The sequence below is a fragment of the Ignavibacteriales bacterium genome (assembly GCA_026390795.1).
In the GTDB taxonomy this organism is placed as follows: Bacteria; Bacteroidota; Ignavibacteria; order Ignavibacteriales; family Melioribacteraceae; genus Fen-1258.
This window is the reverse complement of record JAPLFG010000003.1, coordinates 1,413,811-1,433,345: the sequence shown is the minus strand read 5'-3', so window position 1 is coordinate 1,433,345 and position 19,535 is coordinate 1,413,811. Positions and strand designations below refer to the sequence as shown.

Here is a 19,535-nt window from a genome sequence, read left to right as displayed (position 1 = left end):
CTGGTTTCGATGGCGAGCTTTTCAAAGCTGCTGATCTAAAATCAATTCTATTTATTCTCTGCATTCATAATTCTTACTTTAGCTTTTGGGCGGAGCTGCATTACGCCCGTGGTAATGATTGTATCGCCCAGTGCAAGTCCGCTTACAATTTGAACATCGTCTTCCGTCCGAAGTCCGCTTACGACTCTTTGCGGAACAGCCGTCCCGTTTTTGTAAAGGAATACGCTCTCACCGCCGATATCGAGCGCCAATGCTTGTGTCGGAATTGTAATTGCATTTTTAACATCGTTCAATGCAAGTGTAATTCCCAGGTAAGAACCTGGAATCAATTCGCCGCGGTCATTCGAGCAGATTGCCCGAACCTGCAATGCTCGTGTTGCCGGATCAATCTTCGGCTCGATTGCGTAGATTTTAGCTTGATACATTTTACCAGCCGAGGATTTAACCGAAATAAAATTTCCGATAGAGATTGCAGTTGCATATCTCTGCGGAACGGAAAAATTAATTTTAACCGGATTTATATTTTGAAGAGTTGCTATTCTCGTTGCTGATGAAACATAACTTCCTTCGCTGACATAACGCAAGCCGATAGTTCCGTTGAAAGGTGCACGTATTTCTGTTTTGGCAATAAGTGCCTTTAAATTTTCAATATCTGCTTTAGCCGAGTTTAAATCGTTCAGCACAGTATCGTAAGTCTCCTGGCTGATTCCTTTTTTCTCAAGAAGAGTTCTTTGGCGGTATTCTTTCTCTTCCGCAAGTTTTTTTCTGATCTCGGCTTTTTGCAATTGAGCTTGAAGATCTGCATCATTTACTTTCACAAGCAAGTCGCCTTTATTAACTTTTCCGCCTTCTTTAAAATTGATTGCCGTTATTTTACCGGATGTTTCCATTCGAAGATCGACTTCTTCATTGCTTATTACCGATCCCGAAATCTGAAGTGTGTTCTCGAAAGAAGATGGCTTTGCAATCTGCACCGTAACCGCAATCATCGCGCCGCCTCCTCTGAGCCGGCCTCCATTTTCAGCAGCACCAATTTCTTTTTTGCTGCAATATCTTGGTACTATAAGCAATCCTAAAACTATAATTACAAATCCTGCTATTGATATGTTTTTAATCGACTTACTATTCATAATGCATTATTCCAAAAAGTTGATTTACACTTTACATTTTGACCACAAAAATATGAATAAGCTGGCTTCTATCTCTGTTAAAATATGTTAAGACGGAATTATATGCCGTTTAAATTCTTGGTGGCTGTAATTTTAAAATTTATTTTCAGCAGAAAATAACATTAAGAGATTATGCGTTTGAATGCGGCTTTATACATTGCTAAGTTTGCGGCAACAATTTTCTCTATTGATGAAAACTATTCTTCTCCTAATCGCGATTACAACCGGCATTTTATTTCCATACGGAAGTAATTACACTTTTCTCATCAGATACTTTTTAATGACAATGCTCTTCTTTTCATTTTTAGATGCGCGTTTAGAAAAAGAAATAATCAGAAAAAGTCATTTTATAATTCTCGCAACAATTATCGGCAGCTCAATACTGGTTTATTTTTTATTGAAACCGGTCAGCTTGGTACTTGCGCAAACTGCATTCATAACTGCGATAGCTCCAACCGCAATTGCCGCACCGGTAATCATCAGTCTAAAAAAGGGGAATGTAGCGTTCGTTTCATTTTCGCTTTTACTTAACAATATTGTTATTGCTCTGCTGATTCCGTTTTTACTTCCATTATTGATGAATAGCAATTCCGACATCTCTGTTGGGCAAGTTCTATTGCCGATTATCATCACGTTATCGGCTCCATTTGCCGCGGCACAATTAACAAAAAAATTTCTTCCCAAAGCATGGAAGGCATTAGTCGGCTGGAAAGATTCATCATTCTATATTCTGATTATCAACATTTACATTGCAACATCGGAAGCATCACAGTACCTTCGTTCCGGATTGGCAAGTGAGCTTGCGATTGTTCTTTTAATTTCTCTTACATCTGCTGCGCTCTGCCTTTTATTTTTTACAATGGGCTGGTTTATTGGCGGAAAAGAATTTGCTGCAGAAGCAAGTCAATCGTTAGGACAGAAGAACAATGCATTTACAATTTGGATTTCACTTTCATTCGTTAGTCCCATTGCATCTCTTGGGCCAATATTTTATGTCCTCTTTCAAAATTTTTATATCTCGTGGGAATTATTTAAGAGTCATGCATCCAGTAAAGCCGTAGAATAATTTTCTTTCCCTTCATTTTTTTATTTTCACTTTAAATAAATTCCATTAAATTAAAGACAGTCCATCCATTTAATTAATTTAATAAGAAAGGAATCACAAGAATGCTGAAGTTTTTAAAAATTCTCGCATATGTAATAGGGGGAGTTGCCGTACTCATTATAGCTTTTATAATTTATTTTAATTCATCTTACCCAAAAGTTGATCCACCGTCAAATGAAAAAGTAGAAGTGACTTCTGCCAGATTGGAACGCGGAAAATATCTCACTCATCACGTTACGGTATGCATGGATTGTCATTCCACGCGCGATTGGTCTAAATATGCCGGACCGATTTTGGCGGGAACATTTGGTAAAGGTGGAGAAAAATTTGATGAGTCAACAGCTGGCGTTCCGGGTACTATTTATGCAAAGAATATAACTCCAGCCGGAATATCTAATTTAACCGACGGTGAATTGATACGGGCTATTACCTGCGGCGTTACTAAGGATGGGAGCGCGCTTTTTCCTTTGATGCCCTACCTCGGTTACAATCATCTAACAAAAGAAGATTTGTATTCGATAGTTGCATACATTCGTTCTTTACAGCCAATTAAAAATGAAGTAGAAGAGGGTTCAATCAATTTTCCGGTAAATTTAATTATCAAGACAATCCAGCCAAAGTCTTTTGATCCCTCTCCCGAGCCAGATAAAAATAATCCGGTTGCTTTCGGAAAATATTTAGTTACTATAGCAAGCTGCGGTGATTGCCATACCGAAATGGAAAAAGGGAAACCAATTGTTGGAAAAGAATTTGCCGGCGGATTTCCATTTCAATTTCCCGGAGGAGTTGTGAGATCTGCAAATATTACTCCGGATAAAGATTCGGGAATCGGTTCTTGGACAAAAGAAGATTTCATTGATCGATTCAAATCAATGGACCCGGAAAAATATCCGCCTTCGGAAGTTGGACGGGAAGAATTTAATACCCCGATGCCGTGGACAATGTTTGCCGGAATGTCTAATGAAGACCTTGGCGCCATCTATGAATATCTAAAAACATTAAAACCGGTTTCTAGTACGATTGTTAAGTTCACACCCAATAAATAGTTTTTTTGTCTCCGCCGGAAAAGTATTTTCGGCGGAGATGCAATTAATCACAAATAACTCAACCATTTATTTTTACTTCTCCCCTTCAGATCAGCATACCATTTGCATAACGGGTACATTCCAACAACAACCAACAACCAGATTATATAAACACCCGGTAATGGTAATCCGTAATTATTAGGCCAAACACTGAAGTCGGAATTATCAAACATGAAACCGATGTTCCTATTTTGAATCAGCGCAAGGATTACGGCAGCTAAATGAATCACGGGAACATGCACCAAATAAAATAGAAGCGGTGTTCTTCCAAATACCAAAAATATTTTTTTCAGTCCCTCTTTAATTCTATCCAAAACTACAAGAGAAATAATTGCCGGGCCGAGCGTCATCAATAAATAGGAAAGAGAGGGCGGATATTTTTCACAATTCAAGAATGACATTATTGTGAAAAGAAAATTCTTTTGAAAAGTCCACGGTCGCGGATCGCCGTAAATATTAATTCCCCTTACAATTAAAAAGGTGATTGTTATAGATAATCCAAGCCGAAAAAGAATTTTATTTCTTTCTTCCGGTGCTTTCAAAATAATAGTTCCAAAACTATAGCCCACAGCCATAACACCGATCCACGGAATTAACGGATACGACACAAAGTGTTCATACTTAGAGGCGAATTGAATTAATCCTCCGTAATGCAGAAACTGCCAGCTCCATCCAAAAATTCCAAGTTGGTCCGGCGTTATTTTATCAAACAGATTGTGTATGATTATCATTGATAAACCGAATGCAGTAATTGTCTTTATAGAAAAATGAATCAGCCCGGCGAGTACAATCATCGAAACTCCAAGGACCCAGATGACCTGCACCCACGAATATGTATATTCCCAATTAAATTGCCAGCCGAAACGAACTATAGTTAATTCTAAAAACATCAGCCACAATCCGCGCGTTATTAAAAATCTTGATACTTCTCTTTTCGTTTTCCCCCGCTGACCATAAAGAAACGCGGAAGTGCCTGCCAGAAAAACAAATACCGGCGCACAGAAATGCGTTATCCATCGTGTAAAAAAATACGCCGGTGTTGTTAAGGAAAGATCAACCGGATTGAAGTGAGCGACAGAGATAAAATCCCGCGTATGATCGAGAGCCATAATTATCATTACAATTCCGCGGAGAATATCTATTGATTCAATCCGTTTTGCGGAAGTTGTTTTTATTGAATTGGAATCTTTTGTTGCTAATGGCGTTACATTCTCCATTAGTCCGCCTTTCTATACGATTAATGGATTGACCGGATATTTTCAGAAGGAAGCCGAATTACTTTTGAATATAATAAATTGTTTTGAGCGGTAGTTAATTGAGGGTCGATTTTTTTAGAAATGATTCTTCCCTTAATCCCTTCAATCGAAGGGATTAAGGAAAAGAGGTTCAATATTATTTCGTTATATCTAAAATCCAGTCTTTAATTATTTTCATCGCGTCCGGCGAAAATGTTTCTTCGATTGATCCATATTCGTTAGGCGATCCGGTCTTAGCCGTTTGGAAAAGATGATTTAGATTTGGCATTAAAACAGTTTTAAAATTTTTGTTGCCGCCAGCTTTTAAAGCTTTTTCTATCTCGGCAAGATCTTCTTTCGGCGGTACCTGTAAATCTTTTTCTCCATTTAATGCAAGCACCGGCACGGTGACACTTTCCAATGTAGACCTTGGATCAAATTTCATAAAAAACCTGAACCAGGGACTTGTTAATTGTTTAAGACTCTGTTCAACAATCGGTTTCTGAGTGTCGGCTGCTTTTTTTTCAGCCGAGTCCAGTGTGTTGTAAAATTCTTCATATGCTGTTTTTATTTTTTTCTCGGCCAAAGAGTTATCTTCTTCAGACAGAATTATATTGTAAATTTTTTCGTTTAGATTCATCGACCTATCAATTTCTTCATCTTTCCCATCGCTGGCTTTACTGATCAAGCGCCCTTGAAGCAGAAGAATCTCTTTTCCCGGAAGACCGGGACCGGCGAGCAATACTATATAGCTAACATCGTGTGAATTCACCGCAACCATTGGCGCGATTAATCCACCTTCGCTATGCCCGGCAACTCCGATTTTTTTATCATCAACTTCCTTCCTTGTTTTTAAATATTCAACCGCCGCCTGTGCATCGGTTGCAAAATCCAATGTTGTTGCTGTTGCAAAATTTCCTTTCGATTTACCAATGCCTCTATCATCATAACGCAGAACAGCGATTCCGTTGTTGGTTAAATAATCCGACAGAACTAGAAACGGTTTGTGATTAATCCCGCCGCCAAGTGTTTCATCTCGGTCCTGAGGACCGGAACCAGTAACTAATACAACTGCTGGAAATTTTCCTTCTCCTTTAGGAAAAGTAAATGAACCCGTAAGAGTGATGTTTGCAGATTTATTCTCGAATGTGACTTCTTCATCATTATAAGGATACGGTTTCTTCGGTTCTTGAGGGCGTTTTATTTCCGTGAGCTTATCAATTTTTTTTAGTTCAAAGGGTAATGATAGCGCTCCCTGCTTAAATGTTCCTTTTATCAACAAACTGTCTTTATAAATTTTTCCAATGTAAGAAGCACCGATAGATTGAACTGCAAACTTTAGACTGTCTTCCGTCAACGTAATAGTTGTGACGGGAATATTTTTTGCACCCTGATCGGGGCTATCAATATAGGCACCAAGTGATCCGTCTTCATTATTGAATGTTTTTAAAACTAGTCGTAGTGAGACTGTGGATATTTTTAGTTTTCCTTCCCACAAGCTTGTGAACTGTTTCTCGTCTTTTTTCTGAGCCTCTTGTGCATTGATGCTTTTGTCTAACGCAAAAAAGAAAGCCGTCAAGAACATAAACATACCGTAAAATAAATTCTTCATCTCTATTCCTCTTAATTTATAAAAAGAAAACCCGCATAAAAAAATGCGGGTTTAACAAAAAAATGTTTTCTATTTATCAAGCTTCGGAACTTCTCCCAGAACGTCGTCAATGGAAAGATTTTTTATTTCTCCGAGATTTAGTTTTTTTATTCCATCTTCGATTTTGGCTTTATCTCCAACGACCACAACTATCATCTGGTCCGGAACAATATATTTCACAGCCGCATCGTTCACATCTTTGCCGGTTAAGCTTAATATTTTCGATATGAATTCTCCAAAATAATTTTCCGGTAAATTGTATAAAACTTTTTCTTCAAGCTGTCCGGCAATTTCTGAAACCGATTGAAAATTTCCGGGATAACTAAGAGCAACTAAATTCTTTGCGCGGTTTAAATCTGGGTCGGTTAACGGTTCGCGTATTCCATTCAGCTCATTAAAAAATTCCGTGAGAGCTTTATCTGTAACGGCGGTTTGAACCGATGAGGTAGCGATAAAACTTCCCGGAACCGGTCTAAAGAAAAATCTTGAATTCGCACCGTATGTATATCCATTTTTTTCACGCAAGTTTTGATTTAGGCGTGATGTAAATGAACCGCCGAGAAGAGTATTCATTACAACAATTGAATTGTAATCGTTTGTTAAACGTGCGGCGCCTATTCTGCCGATATTGATAACCGACTGTGCTGCGCCAGGTTTATCAATAAGATAAACAATTCGATTTGCTATTTGAGTTGGTTCTTTGACTTTGGTTTCTTTAACGCTTCCTTTTTGCCATTTACCAAAAGCCGACTCTAGTTTTTTCTTGAGATCTTCTTTTTTAATGTCGCCTACAGCAATTACAACCGCGTTATTGGCTACAAAATATTTTTTGTAAAAGTTTTTCAAATCATCCGTAGAATAACTTCTGATTTCTTTTTCACTTGTTATTCTTCCATAAGGATGTTCTTTACCAAAAAGAATTTGATTGAAAGCCGCGCTTGCTATTGCCGTCGGCTGATCGTGCGCTTGCATAAGCAATGTCAACCGGTCTTTTTTCTTTCTATCTAATTCCTTCTGAGGAAAATCGGGGCGCAATACAATATCACTCATAATTTTTAACGCGTCATCAAATTTAGAAAGCGGGGAATGAAGAGAAACGGTTCCCGAATGAAACGAGGCGTTAGCAGAAATTCTCGCACCGAGAAAATCAATTGCATCAGATAACTCAAGAGATGTTTTTCCTGCTGCACCATCCGCAAGCATGTTAAAAGTTAGCCAGGCAAGACCAATTTTGTTTTCCGGGTCGTTAACACTTCCTGCTTTAACGGTCACGTTTAACTGAATGAGCGGGACTTCATGTTTTTCCATCAACACAACTTTCAATCCATTCGAAAGTGTGAATTGTTGAATTGCCGGTAGATTTAGTTTTTTAGGTGCCGGTAATTGCGGTGGTTTTGTTCTATCAGGAGTTTGTGCATAAAGAGAAAAACAAAAAGCAGAAATAATTATTAGATTTATCGATAATAAAAAGATCTTTTTCATATTATTTACCCTCCGCTTTGGGTTGAACGGCTAAATCGGTTTTACCTTTAGGAACGATGCTTAGAATTACACGCCCATTATCAGGCAAATAAATTTGTGCGGCTGTTTGAATATCATCAACGCTTAAAGCCTTATAGCGTGAAAGGTTTTCGTTTGCATAATCAGGATTGTTGGTAAAATAGAAAAATGAATTGAGCATATCCGCTTTTTGTGCCGGGCTTTCTAGTCTATCCAGAAAAGAAGCTTCAACTTGATTTACTACTCGTTGTAATTCTCTCTCTTTAGGTGCTTCATTTTTTATTTTATCAATTTCCGACTGAATAACATTTTTCAATTCTTCGAGTGTGTGTCCTGAGCGGGCAGTTGCAACCAATTCAAATTGCGATGAAAGTTTGCCTGAACTTTGAAAAGCTCTAACATCCTGTGCAATTTGCATTTCATAAACAAGTTTCTGATACAAACGCGAATTTTTTCCATCTGTCAAAATACTTGCGAGAACATCCAATTCGGCATCGCCCGGGGCATACATTTTAGGTGTAATCCAGGCCATATAAAGACGAGGCAACTGTACACGGTCTTCCAAAACCACAATCTTTTCTTCATTTAATTTTACTTCTGCTGGATTCTGCGGGGGAACCGGTTTTCCAGAAGGAATTCCATTGAACCATTTTTCAACAAGTTTTAATGTTTCTTTTGGATTGATATCCCCGGCTATTACAAGTGATGCATTATTCGGTACATAATAAGTTCTGAAAAATTCTACAACATCGTCATAAGTCGCCGCGCTAAGATCTGTCATTGAACCGATGACCGGCCAGCTGTAAGGGTGTGTTGGTGGATAAAGATTTTTCAAAATTGTTTCTTCCGATAATCCGTACGGACGGTTCTCATAACTCTGTCGTCTTTCATTCTTCACAACAGCTCTTTGCGCGTCAACGCTTTGAGGTGTCATCGCATCAACGAGAAAACCCATTCTATCGGAATCAAGATACAACGCAAGTTCGAGTGCATTAGAAGGAATATCTTCAAAATAATTTGTTCTATCCTCGTTTGTTGATGCGTTATTTTCTCCGCCGGCAGATTCAAGAAGTTTATCAAATTGCCCATCCGGCACATGACCAGAGCCCATGAACATCAAATGTTCAAATAGATGAGCAAATCCTGTACGTCCCGGCTTTTCATATGCCGAACCAACATGAAACCATGTATTTACGGTAATAGTTGGCGTCGTATGATCTTCATGTAAAATTACATTCAAACCGTTTGGAAGCACATAACGCGTGTAAGGTACCTTAATTTGATTCTGTGCAGAGGCAACCGCGCACAGAATAAAAAGTATTGCAAGAACTTTTTTCATGCTTTCTCCTTTTGCAATAAATGATTAAGTGTAAATTAAATATTTCTATTGAATAATATTAAAGAATCCGCATGGGTTAGACGTGCTAAAGGTCAGCCCGGTGTATAAAAAAGATTTTTTCGGATAAGTGTTTATATTGTCTTGATATGGAATACTTATTGTTTCAGAGATTTTAATCATGAATTAGCTAACCGCCATTAAAAACTAACAGCTCTGTAATTGAAAAAATGTTCCATCAGTTTTCAGTTCTAATTTTTTTAAAACCAATTGAAATATATTTATTACCAAGTATGAAAGTCCCATTTAATTCCATTTTTTCAGCATTAAGAGTCCCTCTAAATAAGGAATCGATTTCTTTGAAAAAGATCTTGATCTTATAGCCATCAATTGAAGTTTCTGATGCGGTAATATTAAAAATATCGGCATCCGGGCTTTCCATTCTTGTTATCAAAATACCGTCGTACTCTTCAATTCTTAAAGAAATTCTATATGTATTGCCGTCAATGTTCAGTGTGTTCTCCCTCATTGAGCCGCCAACCCATTTGCCTAAGAATAGTTTTTCAATATTTCCATGTGCAAGAGAAACTGAACTCAATGCCGACAAATAAATGACTATTGCTAATGTTAAGAATTTCGTCATTGTAATTTCCTTAGATATTTGAAATTGATGGCAATAATTATTTACAAATTTAGGGTAAGATTTTGTTTAAGCAAAACCATAAAGAAACTTCAGTAAATGTAATTATTCTTTGCTCAATTTTTTGGTTTGTGGTGAACCAATTTTTGTTAGTTACTGTTTTCAATTTATAAATCAAATAAGTGAGAGTATATGGCAGATAAAAAAATAATTGCAGTATTAGGAGCCACCGGGGCGCAGGGCGGGGGATTGGCGCATGCAATCCTGAATGATAAATCAAGCGAGTTCACAGTAAGGGCTTTAACCAGAGATGTAAATTCCGACAAGGCAAAAGCACTTAAAGAACTTGGAGCGGAAGTGGTTGTCGCGGATATAGATGATTACGAAAGCATTAAGTCCGCTTTCAGCGGTGCTTACGGGGCATTTGCCGTAACATTTTTTTGGAACCACTTTTCGCCGGAAAAAGAATCTTCACAAGCCGAATCAATTGCAAAGGCAGCCAAAGAAACCGGTTTAAAACATGTCATCTGGTCAACACTTGAAGATACACGCAACTGGGTTCCGCTCGATGATAAAAGAATGCCAACTCTTGGCGGTCATTATAAAGTTCCTCATTTTGATGCCAAGGGAGAATCAAACAAATTTTTTACGGAACAAGGCGTGCCTGTAACGTTTCTATTAACTTCTTTTTTCTGGGAGAATTTTCTTTATTTCGGAATGGGACCCAAGAAGGATCAGAACAGAAATTTTGCCATAACGTTCCCGATGGGCGATAAGAAACTTCCCGGAATCGCTTCCGAAGATATTGGCAAGTGTGCCTATGGAATTTTTAAAGGCGGGGAAAAATTCATCGGTAAAACGGTCGGTATAGCCGGGGGACATTTAACCGGAAATGAAATAGCTGCCTCATTAACAAAAGCTCTTGGTCAAAATATTTCTTATAACTCTATTCCATTTGATGTTTACCGCGGTTTCGGATTTCCAGGTGCGGAAGATCTTGGAAATATGTTCCAGTTCAAACATGATTTTGAAAATTACTTCTGCGGTGCAAGGAGTCTTGAATTTTCTAAATCCATAAATCCTTCTTTAAAAAGTTTTGATGACTGGGTTAATGAAAATAAGAATAAAATTCCGCTTGAATAATTATTGAACAACAGACGGAATAATATAATTCGAGATGATCAGAAGAACCGCGCGTTCGTGTATGTCTGCAGAATCCCAATCGAAATTCGGGTATGATGTAGCGGCAACTATCATGTTTAAGAATGGGGCGCATATAACATACTGCCCGCCGTGACCAATCGAGAAAAAGATTTTCTTCCCGGCGAGTTTTCCAAGCCACCAGAAATAACTGTACCCGCCCTCGCTTAAGGTTCCCCAACTAATATTTGATTGGGTGTAATAAAAAATAGATTTATTCACCCACCACTTGAAATAGAGATCAAAGTTGACAAAATTACGTCTGCATAATTGTGATTAAAACTCCGGACTTATATTTAAGCGATATGACTACTAAGCCAAAAATAAAAAAGAAAAAAATCCGTATTCCCTTACCAAAGCAGCGGGTCAAAGTAAAAGAATCGGAAAAAATTTATAAGCGAACAAAAATTAGAGTTGGCAAAGAAGATGCCTTATGAATGCGGTGTTAATTTATTAGATCGAAACCTTCTTTTGACTCTTCTACAAACTTTTTAACTAGCTCGTAATTTTTTCTTCCGTCTTTAGATTCTACTCCCGTGTGAACATCAACTCCGGCCGGATGAATTTCCAAGATTGCGTTTTTAACATTTACGGAATTTAATCCTCCGGCTATTATAACCGGTTTAGGAGATACCTCAACAATTTTTTTGCTTATACTCCAATCATGCGTCTTGCCCGTCGCCCCCGATGCGCCGGTCACCGGATCAAATGTGTCCGTGATATAAGCGTCTATCCATTGAGAAAGAGTGTTTATAATCTTTTCGAGTTCACTATAATTATTTTGTGCAACGACAAGACTTTTAATTATTTCAAGATCGGGACGTAATGATTTTGTTTTTTCTAATTCTTCTTGAGATATGTGACCATGCAGTTGAACAATCTTTACATTCAGCTTATCGCAAAAATTTATTATCTCATTAGCATTGTTTAAATAAGTTATCAACACTGCGCTGTGAGGCGGAACAATTATTTTGATGACCTCAACAGCTTCCTCTTCAGTCAAGTCTTCTTCATTTACCGGCAGCCGTAATGGGAACCCCAAATAATCCACGCCAAGAGACATTAACGTTTTCGCCTCTTCTTTATCTATCACGCCTGCAATTTGAATTAAGTTTTTCATTTTGTCTTTTTGTTTTTTGATATAACTCTGAGATTGCTTCAACACAAAAATAGATAACGATTACTAATTCACAATACTAAATTTTAATAGCGACACTAATGATAAACTATTGTGCATGTATTCATTAATTATTTTTTCAATACTAGGAGTTTTTAATAAAGGCTAGAAAAGTATGAGTGATACGATAGAATTAATTAGATAATTGAACGGGAATGGCCTCACGAGATTTTGAAATTAATATAGCTCTTGGAATGGCACCAAATGTTATTCGGTTCCGCAGCTTTCACAAAAGATTGTTTTTGAAATATGAACAGAAAAATTTGCAATATCATCATTTCGAAATCATCGGTTCATTAGATTCCTTATGAATTGCCTTTTCTGCCATTTTAACCGCCAACGCTTTTGCTTTATCAGAGATCACAGCTTCATAAGAAGGAAAATTTACAGGCTGTACGGATTGTTGTGCTCTCTTTAGATCATCTTTTGTTACGGGAGGATCTCTAAACATTAGACCCAATGTAATGACTTCCATTTTTTTCTCCCCGGATGTTGATAAATGTTTATTAATTGATCTACAAATAGATCTCGAACATATTATCGAACGATTTAATTTAAATTTCAGGCCAACCTCGATTTTTTATAAGCGAAAAATGGTGTAAAGATAGTATTTATTGCCAAAATCAACACGGGAGACAGTGTCTTAAGATCACTTAAATTATTAAATCATAATTTGGTTAGTATGAAGAGATAATGTATGTTTACGGTTGTAATGGCAGTAACTTTAGATGTAGATGTAGAAGTAGAAGTAAATTCGAACCCTTCACAATCTTAAAGCCCTGTCGTAAACAATCAATTATTTATTTACAAATTATTATAGGAGTTCTGTTATGGCAGAGCGCAAACAAGGATCTGTTAAATGGTTTAACAGCACAAAGGGTTTTGGTTTTATTTCTCAAGAAGGTGGAGAAGATGTATTCGTTCACTTTCAATCAATTATTGGCGATGGATATAAAACACTAAACGAAAATGATAAGGTTGAATTCTCAGTTACACAAGGTCCAAAAGGACTTCAAGCAGCTGAAGTTAAAGTTATCCGCTAAGAATAAATTATTCTTAATGAAAAACCCTGGCAATAGCCAGGGTTTTTTGTTTTAAATAGATGCTCTAATATATAATACTCTTCAGCGGCGTAATTTTGCCAATCCCAGAAAAAATTTTTTAAATCCCTCTTGACTTTTTGATACCAATATGATATCATTCTGATAGCCAAAATAAGGAGTTGGAAAATGGAAGCAATAACTGAAAAATCTGCAAACAAAATGAATGGATTTATGGCCATTCTTGTGGTTATTCTTTTTATTGTTGGAGATGTTCTACTTCTCAGAAATGGAATAATGACTGAAGATACAACAGTACTTTGGTTTTTTATTCCCATTACAATTTTGATTTTACTTTCAATCGGCGGGTTCATGGTTGTTCAGCCGAATGATTCGCGTGTACTCGTTCTCTTCGGAAGATATTTAGGAACTATTCGCGTATCGGGTTTCTGGTGGGTAAATCCTTTTACAACAAAAAAATTAGTTTCACTTAGAATCAGAAATTTTCAAAGCGAGACGATTAAGGTTAACGACCTTCACGGCAATCCGATTCAGATAGCAGCCGTAGTTGTTTGGCGCGTTATAGATCCCGCGCGCGCATTATTTGATGTACAGAACTATGAAGGATTTGTCGCTATTCAAAGTGAAACGGCAATACGCGGATTGGCAACCGAATATGCTTATGATTCATCCGAACATGATAAATTTTCTTTGGTTGGAAATCAGATAGAAATTTCTGAGGCAATGAAAAAACAAGTCCAAACAAGATTGGAAGTTTGCGGTGTTGAAATTCTAGAATCGAGAATTAGTCATTTATCATATGCGCCCGAAATTGCACAAGCTATGCTGCGCCGTCAGCAAGCACAAGCTGTTGTTGCTGCAAGAACAAAGATTGTCGAGGGAGCGGTAGGAATGGTTGATATGGCATTGAAATCTTTAAGCGAACATAATATCGTAGATCTTGACAACGAGAAAAAGGCCATGATGGTTAATAATCTTTTAGTTGCACTTGTTTCCGAAGCACAAGCTCAGCCGATTATTAATGCCGGTTCGCTTTATTAAACTTAACTCTGCGGTTGTTATAAAAAGTGGTGTACGATTACTTTTATTTGACTTGTAGATTAATTTTATGAATGCTGAAAATTATTTCGTTTATATGATAACTAACCTGAAGAATAACATGATCTATGTTGATCTTATAAACGACCGGACAATAAAATTTCTTATGAGTTCGGATAATCTTACTGATGGTTTCGTAAAAAATTATAAAGTAAATAAGTTGGTTTATTACGAATCAATCCCAAATATTGGAACTGCTATCGACCGCGAAAAAGAAATTAGAAATTTGAGCCGGGACAAAAAGGAAAAACTTGTTGAGACTATAAATCCCGGCTGGATTAATTTAATGAGTAATATGAAGATGTAATGAATGCATATTTCCAAATAAAATATAAATGATATGAAACAGCTATCAGAATATTCAGGAGAAAATATTAAATTTTCTCAACCATCTTTTTTTAAGAGATTTCATGAACTTAGAGTGAACGATGAACTAATCGGCACTCTTCAACAGCGGGGATTTTTTGGAATGCGGTGGGAAGTTTTTATTCAAAACAAAAATTGGGAGATATACAGACCAAGCTGCTGGAGAACCGCATTAGAGATCCGCGAAACGGGTTATGAAATGCCGTTTGCTAGTTTTAAACGAGATGGATTGAGAAGCAAGGGAACGCTTTCATTGCCAAAAGGGGAACAAATAAAAATTGTTCCTCATCTTTTCAAAGGATTCTGCGAAATTACAAACGAGCGCGATGAATGCCTTGTTAAGATCAAACCAAAAGTGGCGATGGGTGATAAAGCCGAAGTGGTGATTGAAAAAAAATCCGAAACATTAGACAAATATCCGTGGTTAATAATGCTTGCTTATATAATTACAGTTGAACAAAGACACCAGGCGGCTCATTCCGCCGGTTAGGAATTAAGAAATAAAATGGCAGAAAAGAAAAAATTTTTACTGAGAATTGATGACAAGACTTACTCAGCATTAGAAAAGTGGGCAGCCGATGATTTCAGAAGCATCAATTCTCAAATAGAATTCTTACTTAGAGAGCTCCTTAAGAAAAACGGGAGATTAAAAGAGGAGCCGGGTTCTAAGGATTCCAATTCAGAGCCAGCCTAGATTGCCAACCATCTGAATTAAAATGTATTTTACCTTTCAAAATTTCTTAAGGAATAACATTCATGAGAAATAGATTTTTCAAACTATTTTCTTTTCTGCTGATAATTAATTTCATTTTTATTTTAGAGCTCGGCGCCCAGACTGTCAAGTTCAAAATAATTGAAACAACCGATGAGCATGGCGCGGCGTTTCCATATGATTTCACAGATCAGAAACCATCCAACAACTCTCTTGCTCAAGTAACAACTTACGTTAAACAAGAGCGCGCAAAGAAAGATCAACAAGTAATACTTTTGAGCGGAGGGGATCTGCTTCAAGGAACACCGCTTGTTTATTATTATAACTTCGAAAAAACAAATGTGCCTCATGTCTGGGCACAAATTATGAATTATCTGAAGTACGATGCAGCCGCTGTAGGAAATCATGATATTGAAACCGGTCACCCGGTTTATGACCGCGTTAATAAACAATTTAGATTTCCGTGGCTCGCTGCCAATGCAGTTTATAAAAAAACCGGCAAACAATATTTCAAGCCGTATACAATAATAAAGAGAAGAGGGATTAAGATTGCGGTACTCGGATTGATTACTCCGGCAATCCCGAATTGGCTTCCTCCGAAAATCTGGGATGGAATGGAATTTTTGGATATGATAGAGACTGCAAAAAAGTGGGTTTCAATAATAAGGGAAAAAGAAAAACCGGATTTGATGATTGGACTTTTTCACTCCGGCGTTGAAGCCACATACGGGGGGCAGAATGAAAATTCTCCCAAAAACGAAAACGCTTCACAACTTGTTGCCGAGCGCGTTCCCGGATTTGATATTGTTTTTGTTGGGCACGATCATCACGGATGGAATTACAGTGTTACAAACTCCGAAGGAAAAAAAATATTAATTCTCGGTGGAGTAAATGCGGCGCGGGATATGGCTGTGGCAAATTGTGCTTTAACATTTAACTCCGAAAAGAAAGTATGGGAAAAAGAGATTAGCGGGGAGATTGTTGAGACAAAAAATTTTCAACCGGATAAAGAGTTTACCGCAAAATTTAATTATGCATTTGATGAAGTAAACAAATACGTCAAGCAGCCGATCGGAAATTTCACGGAAAGTATTTCTTCATCCGAATCTTTGTTCGGTCCATCTTCATTTACGGATCTGATTCAAACAGTTCAGCTGGATCTAACTAAAGCAGAGGTTTCTTTCACCGCACCTCTTTCATTTGACGCTAGAATAAACAAGGGCGAAATAACCATCGGCAATATGTTCAGTTTATACAAATACGAAAATTTATTGTACACAATGACAATGAGCGGTGCCGAGATTAAAAATTATTTAGAGTATTCGTACAAACTCTGGTTCAATCAAATGAAAAGCGAAAATGATCATCTTATAAATTTTCTGCTGGATGATAATGGAAACGTGAAATTTAACGAACGGAGTAAAACTCCAATTCTTAAAGTTCCGTATTACAATTTTGACTGTGCTGCCGGAATTAATTATACCGTTGATATATCGAAACCGGCTGGAGAAAGAGTCAGCATCTCTTCAATGAGCGGCGGCATACAATTCGATTTAAACAAAAAATATAAAGTGGCGGTTAATTCGTACCGGGGAAACGGAGGAGGCGGACATCTTGTTGAAGGAGCCAAAATTCCGAAAGAAGAACTGGCTGAAAGAATTTTAACATCTACCGAAAAGGATTTGCGCTTTTATATGATGAAGTGGATAGAGCAGAAGAAAACTGTTACACCTAAAATTTTGAATAACTGGAAAGTAATTCCTTCGGATTGGTGGAATAAAGCTCGTGAGAATGATGAGAAACTGATGTTTCCGAAAAGATAGAACGGTATATAATATAGACCCATACTTAAAAAATAATCTTGAGGCTATCGTAATTTAGGCCTATATTTAGTTCTAAATAAAGACAATATAAAGGCACAGAATGAAAAACATCCTAGTCGCAAATGATATAATCCCAGTTGGTCAATTCAAATCCGGATTGGCTAAATATCTCAAAGAAATTCAGACCAAACGTAATTCTCTTATTATCACCCAAAATGGAAAACCTGCTGGGGTATTAATCTCTCCATCTGAATTCGATGAGTTGAGACAGACAAAGCTTTTCATCGATTCAATTTCTCATGGTTTATCTAATTCTGGAAAAGGAGAAGTGTATTCCACTTCGCAACTTAAGAGTGAATTGCAAAAAACACGAGCTGGAAAAGAAAAGTGAAACTATTCTGGACAAAAGAGGCGTTGCTTCGATTACATGAAATTGAAGAATATATATCAAAAGAAAATCCCATTATTGCAATTGAGTTTGTTGAAAAGTTAATATCGGTTGCAGAAACACTGAGCGACTATCCGGAGAAGGGTAGAATTGTGCCTGAATTGTCGTTGGAAAATATCCGTGAGCTGATATATAAAAATTATCGTATAGTTTACTTGGTTAAGAAAAACTCGGTAGATGTTCTTACCGTATTTGAAGGACATCAACTATTAAAGAAAGAAGAAATATTTAAAAGTAAAAATTAAAAAACGTGTAAAGCCAACCAAAGGCGGGAGAAGCAATCTATATAATTAATATAGATAAGAAACACTGGGAATTTTAACCGGAAGAGAAATGAAGCTTACACCCCCGGCATATCACGGACAACAGCTTTAACTTTTATTTTTCCGGCATATTTGAAGTTAAGCGTTGCTTCAAGCGAACTACCAGTTTTAACATCTTTATATAAGTTTATGAGCATTACATGAAATCCGCCGGGTTTAAATTCTAATTTTGAATTTGCCGGCACAGCAACAAACTTTACCTGGCGCATTCCCATTCTATCATTATCTCTTTTAAATGTTTCATGCACTTCAACAATCTCCGCGTATTTAGATTTTGCGCCGAGAATCGTATCAGCTTTGCTGCCGTTATTCTGGACCGTAAAATAGAGTGCCGAGTTTGCATTTTTAGCACCCGGGCGCGCCCAAACATCTTTAATGGTGATTAGTGATTTGTGATTAGTTATTGGCTGTGAGAATAAATTGATGGACGAGAAAGTGATTGCTGCTATTAATAAAAACGACTTATTCATTTCTCTCCTTAACTATTTATTTTACCCGTTGTGGATTAGAAGGTAAACCGTTAAAACGGTTCTAACGTTGTGCTTTATTCTTCTAACCCCGCGATTAATCGCGGGGTTAGAAGAAGGAACGCCTATCAATTAACTGTTTCAACAGTTTATAGAACTCTCTTTTTAAATTCACAAAACGTATTACTTTTTATTTAAGTCTTACCGACTACAATAGACTTTTTATATCACCGACTATTTCGTCAACATTAATTGTGCTGCCCTTATAATTTTTTCTTATCTTTCCCTCAGCATCGCTCAATTGAATTCTATCGGTATGAACATAGTAATAAATTTTTCTTCCGTCTTTAAAAACAGTTGAGTCGCCCGGAACAGCCAGCACACCAACTTTTTTTATAATTGCATCGGTAACGGATTTGTCTCCGGTAAGAAAAGTCCAGTTGCTCAAATCAAGATTATGAATCTCTGCAAATTTTGTAAGGACGGCGGGTGTATCAAATTCCGGGTCGAAACTGAGCGAAACAAACTGAACATTTTCTATCTTCTCTTTTTTCAACCGCTGTTGAATTAAACGCATATTGTTTGTGCTTAGGGGACAGATATCCGGGCAGTTAGTAAAAATGTAATTCATTACAACTATCTTCCCTTTAATTAAATCCGGAAAGAGAACCGGCTGATTATTCTGATTTACAAGATTATAATGGGTGTTTCCAAAGTCATCAACAACGGGTAGTTTTTCTTTACATGCGGAGAAAAGAAGAACTGCAATTAAAAACAAAGTTAGCCTTTTCATTTTTTCCAGTCGCCTAAGAAACATTTGAGAAATTTAAATAATTGTCTTTGCGATCCCGATGAAATCGGGAGAAGCAAACCAAAGTTTACTTTTTTTATCGTGCTTTAGATTGCTTCGTCATTTTACCTACCTACCGGTAGGCAGGTTTCTCGCAATGACTGTCATCAAAAAATAAGATTTATCTTCTTTACAAGAATAATAAAAAGAAATTTGAGATGAATGAAGCCCCCATCAAAAAATAAAGGACTTATTTGTTATGAATAACCGGTTTATTACATTTTTTAATCGGTTCACGTTGAAGTCTACCGAAAAATAGGATATTGTTGTATGTCAAGAAATACAAATA

General features: G+C 37.1%; 22 protein-coding genes. 11 read left to right on the top strand and 11 right to left on the bottom strand.

What is annotated here, in order from left to right; all coding sequences use genetic code 11:
• Positions 1 to 47: 47 nt before the first annotated feature.
• Complete coding sequence (locus tag NTX65_09975) at positions 48 to 1,130, bottom strand: efflux RND transporter periplasmic adaptor subunit (GenBank protein ID MCX6169660.1); 1,083 nt, start codon at positions 1,128 to 1,130, stop codon at positions 48 to 50.
• 181 nt (positions 1,131 to 1,311) lie between these two features.
• On the opposite strand from NTX65_09975, the gene NTX65_09970 reads away from it, so the two are divergent.
• Together NTX65_09970 and NTX65_09965 are read left to right on the top strand one after the other, a co-directional pair.
• The gene (locus NTX65_09970; protein MCX6169659.1) at positions 1,312 to 2,235 is read left to right on the top strand and encodes a hypothetical protein; all 924 of its coding nucleotides are present in this window, start codon (positions 1,312 to 1,314) and stop codon (positions 2,233 to 2,235) included.
• Positions 2,236 to 2,336: 101 nt separating this feature from the next.
• Positions 2,337 to 3,320 (top strand): c-type cytochrome, encoded by a 984-nt coding sequence (locus tag NTX65_09965; GenBank protein ID MCX6169658.1) that lies wholly within the window; start codon positions 2,337 to 2,339, stop codon positions 3,318 to 3,320.
• Positions 3,321 to 3,367: 47 nt separating this feature from the next.
• On the opposite strand, the gene NTX65_09960 is transcribed toward NTX65_09965, so the two are convergent.
• The 5 genes from NTX65_09960 to NTX65_09940 form a co-directional block, all read right to left on the bottom strand.
• Positions 3,368 to 4,576 carry a heparan-alpha-glucosaminide N-acetyltransferase domain-containing protein gene (locus tag NTX65_09960; protein ID MCX6169657.1) on the bottom strand — a complete coding sequence of 403 codons (1,209 nt, stop codon included), beginning with the start codon at positions 4,574 to 4,576 and terminating at the stop codon, positions 3,368 to 3,370.
• Between the two features lie 175 nt (positions 4,577 to 4,751).
• Entirely contained in the window at positions 4,752 to 6,206 is a 1,455-nt protein-coding gene (locus NTX65_09955) for an alpha/beta fold hydrolase (protein ID MCX6169656.1), read from the bottom strand.
• A gap of 69 nt (positions 6,207 to 6,275) precedes the next feature.
• Positions 6,276 to 7,727 (bottom strand): pitrilysin family protein, encoded by a 1,452-nt coding sequence (locus NTX65_09950; GenBank protein MCX6169655.1) that lies wholly within the window; start codon positions 7,725 to 7,727, stop codon positions 6,276 to 6,278.
• A 1-nt stretch (position 7,728) separates the two neighbouring features.
• Positions 7,729 to 9,084 (bottom strand): pitrilysin family protein, encoded by a 1,356-nt coding sequence (locus NTX65_09945; protein MCX6169654.1) that lies wholly within the window; start codon positions 9,082 to 9,084, stop codon positions 7,729 to 7,731.
• Positions 9,085 to 9,319: 235 nt separating this feature from the next.
• A complete protein-coding gene (locus NTX65_09940; protein ID MCX6169653.1) occupies positions 9,320 to 9,724 on the bottom strand; it encodes a hypothetical protein in 405 nt (134 codons plus the stop codon).
• Between the two features lie 189 nt (positions 9,725 to 9,913).
• On the opposite strand from NTX65_09940, the gene NTX65_09935 reads away from it, so the two are divergent.
• A complete protein-coding gene (locus NTX65_09935) occupies positions 9,914 to 10,864 on the top strand; it encodes an NmrA/HSCARG family protein (GenBank protein ID MCX6169652.1) in 951 nt (316 codons plus the stop codon).
• Here NTX65_09935 and NTX65_09930 read toward each other — a convergent pair whose 3' ends face one another.
• The 3 genes from NTX65_09930 to NTX65_09920 all read right to left on the bottom strand — a co-directional run bounded on the left by NTX65_09930 (position 10,865) and on the right by NTX65_09920 (position 12,573).
• On the bottom strand, positions 10,865 to 11,143 hold the full coding sequence (locus NTX65_09930; protein ID MCX6169651.1) for a hypothetical protein: 279 nt from the start codon (positions 11,141 to 11,143) through the stop codon (positions 10,865 to 10,867).
• Positions 11,144 to 11,366: 223 nt separating this feature from the next.
• Positions 11,367 to 12,041, bottom strand: coding sequence for a phosphoribosylanthranilate isomerase (locus NTX65_09925; GenBank protein ID MCX6169650.1), 675 nt, complete (start codon positions 12,039 to 12,041; stop codon positions 11,367 to 11,369).
• A gap of 331 nt (positions 12,042 to 12,372) precedes the next feature.
• Positions 12,373 to 12,573: a hypothetical protein gene (locus tag NTX65_09920; protein ID MCX6169649.1), complete on the bottom strand. Its 201-nt coding sequence runs from the start codon at positions 12,571 to 12,573 to the stop codon at positions 12,373 to 12,375.
• A 355-nt stretch (positions 12,574 to 12,928) separates the two neighbouring features.
• On the opposite strand from NTX65_09920, the gene NTX65_09915 reads away from it, so the two are divergent.
• The 8 genes from NTX65_09915 (at position 12,929) to NTX65_09880 (ending at position 17,851) form a co-directional block, all read left to right on the top strand.
• Positions 12,929 to 13,141 carry a cold-shock protein gene (locus NTX65_09915; protein ID MCX6169648.1) on the top strand — a complete coding sequence of 71 codons (213 nt, stop codon included), beginning with the start codon at positions 12,929 to 12,931 and terminating at the stop codon, positions 13,139 to 13,141.
• Positions 13,142 to 13,327: 186 nt separating this feature from the next.
• Positions 13,328 to 14,200: an SPFH domain-containing protein gene (locus NTX65_09910; protein MCX6169647.1), complete on the top strand. Its 873-nt coding sequence runs from the start codon at positions 13,328 to 13,330 to the stop codon at positions 14,198 to 14,200.
• A 67-nt stretch (positions 14,201 to 14,267) separates the two neighbouring features.
• Positions 14,268 to 14,564 carry a hypothetical protein gene (locus tag NTX65_09905; GenBank protein ID MCX6169646.1) on the top strand — a complete coding sequence of 99 codons (297 nt, stop codon included), beginning with the start codon at positions 14,268 to 14,270 and terminating at the stop codon, positions 14,562 to 14,564.
• Positions 14,565 to 14,597: 33 nt separating this feature from the next.
• Positions 14,598 to 15,113 carry a hypothetical protein gene (locus NTX65_09900; GenBank protein ID MCX6169645.1) on the top strand — a complete coding sequence of 172 codons (516 nt, stop codon included), beginning with the start codon at positions 14,598 to 14,600 and terminating at the stop codon, positions 15,111 to 15,113.
• A 15-nt stretch (positions 15,114 to 15,128) separates the two neighbouring features.
• The gene (locus tag NTX65_09895; GenBank protein MCX6169644.1) at positions 15,129 to 15,317 is read left to right on the top strand and encodes a hypothetical protein; all 189 of its coding nucleotides are present in this window, start codon (positions 15,129 to 15,131) and stop codon (positions 15,315 to 15,317) included.
• Between the two features lie 62 nt (positions 15,318 to 15,379).
• Positions 15,380 to 17,158 carry a bifunctional UDP-sugar hydrolase/5'-nucleotidase gene (locus tag NTX65_09890; GenBank protein ID MCX6169643.1) on the top strand — a complete coding sequence of 593 codons (1,779 nt, stop codon included), beginning with the start codon at positions 15,380 to 15,382 and terminating at the stop codon, positions 17,156 to 17,158.
• A 100-nt stretch (positions 17,159 to 17,258) separates the two neighbouring features.
• Entirely contained in the window at positions 17,259 to 17,549 is a 291-nt protein-coding gene (locus NTX65_09885) for a type II toxin-antitoxin system Phd/YefM family antitoxin (protein ID MCX6169642.1), read from the top strand.
• Positions 17,546 to 17,851, top strand: a complete 306-nt coding sequence (locus tag NTX65_09880; GenBank protein MCX6169641.1) for a type II toxin-antitoxin system RelE/ParE family toxin — start codon at positions 17,546 to 17,548, stop codon at positions 17,849 to 17,851. The genes NTX65_09885 and NTX65_09880 overlap by 4 nt, the downstream gene beginning before the upstream one ends.
• Before the next feature lie 95 nt (positions 17,852 to 17,946).
• Here the strand turns inward: NTX65_09880 and NTX65_09875 are convergent, their stop codons facing one another.
• Entirely contained in the window at positions 17,947 to 18,399 is a 453-nt protein-coding gene (locus NTX65_09875) for a copper chaperone PCu(A)C (protein ID MCX6169640.1), read from the bottom strand.
• A 205-nt stretch (positions 18,400 to 18,604) separates the two neighbouring features.
• A complete protein-coding gene (locus tag NTX65_09870) occupies positions 18,605 to 19,189 on the bottom strand; it encodes an SCO family protein (protein MCX6169639.1) in 585 nt (194 codons plus the stop codon).
• Positions 19,190 to 19,535 lie beyond the last annotated feature (346 nt).